The 4,533-nt window shown below is 70.3% G+C and carries 5 protein-coding genes; all 5 read left to right on the top strand.

What is annotated here, in order from left to right; translation table 11 throughout:
- The first annotated feature begins 4 nt into the window (after nt 1–4).
- Entirely contained in the window at nt 5–166 is a 162-nt protein-coding gene (locus ETD96_RS48345; protein ID WP_420884839.1) for a CDP-glycerol glycerophosphotransferase family protein, read from the top strand.
- A 231-nt stretch (nt 167–397) separates the two neighbouring features.
- Nucleotides 398–1,987, top strand: coding sequence for an AMP-binding protein (locus tag ETD96_RS41760; RefSeq protein WP_138642007.1), 1,590 nt, complete (start codon nt 398–400; stop codon nt 1,985–1,987).
- A complete protein-coding gene (locus tag ETD96_RS41755) occupies nt 1,984–3,216 on the top strand; it encodes an acyl-CoA dehydrogenase family protein (protein ID WP_138642006.1) in 1,233 nt (410 codons plus the stop codon). Before ETD96_RS41760 ends, ETD96_RS41755 begins: the two co-directional genes overlap by 4 nt.
- Nucleotides 3,217–3,260: 44 nt before the next feature.
- Entirely contained in the window at nt 3,261–4,019 is a 759-nt protein-coding gene (locus ETD96_RS41750) for an enoyl-CoA hydratase/isomerase family protein (RefSeq protein ID WP_138642005.1), read from the top strand.
- Nucleotides 4,020–4,069: 50 nt separating this feature from the next.
- Nucleotides 4,070–4,533 (top strand): VOC family protein (locus ETD96_RS41745; RefSeq protein ID WP_171069499.1); only part of this gene is annotated, 464 nt, incomplete at its 3' end.

Raw genomic sequence — 4,533 nt, 5'->3', positions numbered from 1 at the left:
GCACATCATCACGAACCACTGCCTTCCCGGCTGGTACATGAAGCGCGAGGGCCAGACCTACGTCCAGACCTGGCACGGCACCCCGCTGAAGCGCATCGGCCACGACCTCAAGGACGTCCCCTACCGGTGTGGTCTGGGTCACAGAAGAAGTCCAATGTCCCAGTAGATCACTCTAAAACCAGTTTCTTGCTGTTTCGCCACTGTTGCCGGGTATGAGGATTCGTGTTCCTCTATTTAGGACGTTGTCCGGTTGCGTGAAGTCGCCGGCCGATTTCGCGGCCGCCGCCCGTCCGCCGCCGTGCAACCGCCCGTCAGCCAGCCGCCACCAGCCACATCAGCCGCCCAGCCACCGACGACGCACGCACGTACGCCAACGCAGCGACAGCGGAGGGTCCGGATGCGCAAGGAGACGCTGGAGAGCTTCGTCCTCGGGGACGTACTCCGGTCACAGGCGCAGGTACATCGAAGACGGCCGTTCCTGAAGTTCCGGGACGGGGAGGTCACCTACGGCGAGGTCGACGCCGCCGCCGACCGGCTCGCCCGGTCCCTGTCCGGCGCCGGGATCAGGCGCGGCGACCACGTGGGCGTGATGCTGCCCAACTGCGCCGACTTCGTCCACATCGTGTTCGCGCTGGCGCGGCTGGGCGCGGTCGCCGTGCCGATCAACATCGCCTACAAGCACGAACTGCTCCGGCACGTCCTGGACAGCTCCGACTCCGGCTGGCTCATCATCGACGGCCCGTACGCCGAGCGCATCCCGGACATCGCCGAGCGGCTGCCGAAGCTCGGCGGGGTCCTCGTCCGCGACGCCGCCGCGGCGGGCGTGCTGCTCGACCGGCTCGGCAAGCCCGCCCGCGACCTGGGCTCCCTGCACGACGAGGGCGGCACCGTGGACGTGAAGGTCGGCTTCGGCGACCTTCAGGCGATCATGTACACGTCCGGGACCACCGGGCCGTCCAAAGGCGCGATGGTTCCGCACGCGCTGGCGCTGACCTGCGCCTACGACTCGCTCGACTTCCTCGACCGGTGGGGCAAGACGGTCTACTGCCCGCTGCCGCTGTTCCACGCGGCGGCGCTCTGGGACGGCATGCTGTCGGCCCTGCTCGGCGGCGGCTCCATCGCGATCGTCGAGCGGTTCAGCGCGTCCCGGTTCTGGGACGACGTGCGCCGCTTCGACGCGCAGGTCTGCATGAGCGTGTTCTCGATGATCCCGATCCTGCTGAACCGGCCGCCGACGTCGCGGGACCGCGACCACCGGCTGGAGACGTTCTACATGGGCAAGTCGAACCTCGACGAGCCGATGCGGGAGCGGTTCGGCGTCCGGTCGGTGGAGACCTACACCAGCACCGAGGCGGGCATCGCGACCGGCAGCCCCTACGGGGAGTGGCGGGTCGGGTCGTGCGGGCAGGCGCACGAGGAGCGGTTCCACGTCGCCGTGGTGGACGAGCAGGACCGCGAGGTCGGGCCCGGGGAGCCCGGTGAACTGGTGCTGCGGCCGAAGCAGCCGTTCGTCCTGACGACCGGCTACTACGGCAACTGGGAGGCGACCACCCACTGCTTCAGGAACATGTGGTTCCACACCGGTGACCGGGTATGGCGCGATGAGGACGGGTACTTCTACTTCCTCGACCGGATGAAGGACGCCATCCGCCGGCGCGGGGAGAACATCTCGGCCTTCGACCTGGAGACGGAGATCAACCAGCACCCGGCCGTCCTGGAGTGCGCCGCGATCGGCGTGCCCTCGGAACTGGAGGACGAGGACATCAAGGTGTCGATCGTGGTGCAACCCGATACCGGGCTCGACCCGGAGGAGCTGGTCGCCTACTGCGAGGAGCGGCTGCCGCGCTCGATGGTGCCCCGCTACGTCGAGTTCGTGGACGCCCTGCCGCGCACTCCCACCGACAAGGTCGCCAAGTACAAGCTGCGCGCTCAGGGCGAATCGGGCATCACCGAGACGACCTGGGACCGGGAGGCGGGGGGCCGGTGAACTGGGAGGACACGCCGGAGCAGGCCGCCTTTCGTGCGGAGGTGCGGGCGTTCATCGAGGAGCGGTTCCCCGCGTCGTACCGTCCGGCCGGGGGCGAGGAGCAGAGCCTCGAACCCGAGGACGTCGCGGGCTACAACTGGCCCGTCGACCGGGTGTCGGACGATCCGGGGCGGCGCGAGGGCGCGCGGGCGTGGGCGGCGGCGCTGGCGGAGCGCGGCTGGATCGCGCCGCACTGGCCGGCCGAGTACGGCGGCGCCGGGCTGTCTCCGCTGGAAGAGTTCGTCCTGCACGAGGAGATGATGCGGGCGCGGGTGCCGACGGTGAACGGCATCGGCGCGTTCCTCCTCGGGCCGACGCTGCTGGTGCACGGCACGGAGGAGCAGAAGGCGCGGCATCTGCCCGCGATCGCGTCGGGCGAGGCGACATGGGCGCAGGGCTTCTCCGAACCGGGATCGGGCTCCGACCTGGCCTCGCTGCGGACGCGCGCCGTCCGCGATGGGGACGTGTATGTCGTGGACGGCCAGAAGGTGTGGACGTCCCTCGGCCAGTACGCCGACTGGCTGTTCGTGCTCGTCCGAACCGACCCGGACGCGGAGAAACCACACCGGGGCATCACATTCCTGCTCATCGAGGCAGACGCGCCAGGGGTCACCGTCCGTCCCATCACCGACATCCGGGGCGCGGCGCCGTTCTGCGAGATCTTCTTCGAGGGCGTGCGGGTGCCGGTCGCGAACCGGGTCGGCGAGGAGAACCGCGGCTGGTACGTGGCGATGAGCGCGCTCGGCTTCGAGCGCGCCGGGATCGGCGCCACCATCAAGTACGAGCAGGCCCTGGAAGACCTGGTCGCCTACCTGCGGTCGCCGGAAGGGCGGCGGTTCGCCCGCACGACGCCGGCGCTGCGGCAGGAGATCGCGCGGCGCCGGACGGAGATCCGCGTCCTGTACAACCTGGCCCGCTACACCGTGTCGCGGCAGGCGGCGGGCGACGAACCCGACTTCGAGGCGTCCATCAACCAGCTGTTCGGAGCCGAACTGCACCAGCGCCTGGCCCGCACCGGCGCGCGCGCGTTCGGACGTTCGGCCGCGCTGTGGGGCCGTGAAGACGCCCCACTCGACGCCGTCTTCACGCACATGTGCCGCGACTCGGTGGCGTCCACCTTCCTCGGCGGCACCACCGAGATCCAGCGCAACGTCATCGCCACCCGGGGCCTGAACCTGCCCCGCAGCTGACATTCACCCATGTATCCACCCCACCCGGGAGGAGATCCACCGATATGCCCGACGAGAACGACTACGAGACCGTCGACCTGCGGATCGAGGAACGCGTCGCCTGGCTGACGCTGAACCGGCCGGACAAGCTCAACGCACTGACGCCCACCACCATGACGGAGCTGCGCGACATCTTCCGGAGCGTCGACGACGACGAGGACGTCTGCGTGGTGGTGCTGCGCGGCGCCGGCGAGCGCGCGTTCTGCGCCGGGATGGACCTGGCCTGGTCGGAGAAGCTGACCCCGCGCGAGCGGATCGAGCAGGGGCGGCTCGGCGAGAAGACGTTCGCGATGATGGAGCGGCTGTCGGTGCCGGTGATCGCGGCCGTGCACGGGTACGCGGTCGGCGGCGGCCTGGAACTGGCGCTCGCGGCCGACTTCATCATCGCCTCCAGCGACGCGAAGATGGGCCTCGTCGAGATCACGCTGTCGGCGCGCCCGCCGTACCGGCCGAAGATGACCGAGGACGGCGACCCCGACCAGCCCGAGTTCGGCGGGTCCGCGCCCGGATGGGGCGGCGTGAAGCGGCTCCCGGAACGGATCGGCAAGGCCCGCGCCAAGGAGCTGCTGTTCACCGGCGCCCGCATCGACGCCGACCGCGCGCTCCAGCTGGGCCTGGTCAACGACGTGTACCCGGCGGACGAGTTCGACAAGCGGATCGGCGAGCTGGCCGAGCGCATCGCCGCGATGAACCGCTACAACCTGCGTCTCGTCAAGGAACTCGTCACGTACGGCTACGACTGGATCGAGCCGCACCCGAGCTGAGCCGGGCTGTGCTGGGGAAGGGTTTCGGCTAGGCAGGGCTAGGAGGGCCAGTGCAGATCTATCGCATCGATCATGTCGCGCAGGTGACGCCCGACCTCGACGCGCAGGTGGGGCTACTGGAGGGGCTGTTCGGTTTCCGGCGCGTCCGGAGCTGGGACAACCCGGGCGAGGGCGTGCGCGGCGCGCGGCTGGAGATCCCCGGGAGCCGGGGGCAGGCATGGGAGGTCGTCGCGCCGTCCGGCGACGGTTCGTCCTTGCGGACATGGCTGGACGAGCACGGTGGACGTCCCGGGCTGCACCATGTCGGCGCCGAGGTCCCCGACCTCGAAGCCGTCCGGGCGGAGCTCGAAGTGCGCGGCATCAAACCGACGGACGGGGCGCGCGGGCGGTGGCTGGAGGCGTCGCTGAGCCCGCCCGAGCACGGGACGGGGGTTCTGTGGCGGCTTCGCGGGCCGGGCAGCCTCGACATGTGCGGCGACTCGTCCGCCGCGGCGGTGGTCGAAGGGGCGGGAGC

The organism is Actinomadura geliboluensis (assembly GCF_005889745.1).
In the GTDB taxonomy this organism is placed as follows: domain Bacteria; phylum Actinomycetota; class Actinomycetes; order Streptosporangiales; family Streptosporangiaceae; genus Spirillospora; species Spirillospora geliboluensis.
Note: the sequence above shows the minus strand (reverse complement) of the source record. Positions and strands in the feature narration are given on the sequence as shown.

Bases quoted from the DNA above. Each gene is read 5' to 3' on its own strand.
- ETD96_RS41760 (WP_138642007.1), top strand. From the start codon at position 398: ATGCGCAAGGAGACGCTGGAGAGCTTCGTCCTCGGGGACGTACTCCGG.
- ETD96_RS41750 (WP_138642005.1), top strand. From the start codon at position 3,261: ATGCCCGACGAGAACGACTACGAGACCGTCGACCTGCGGATCGAGGAA.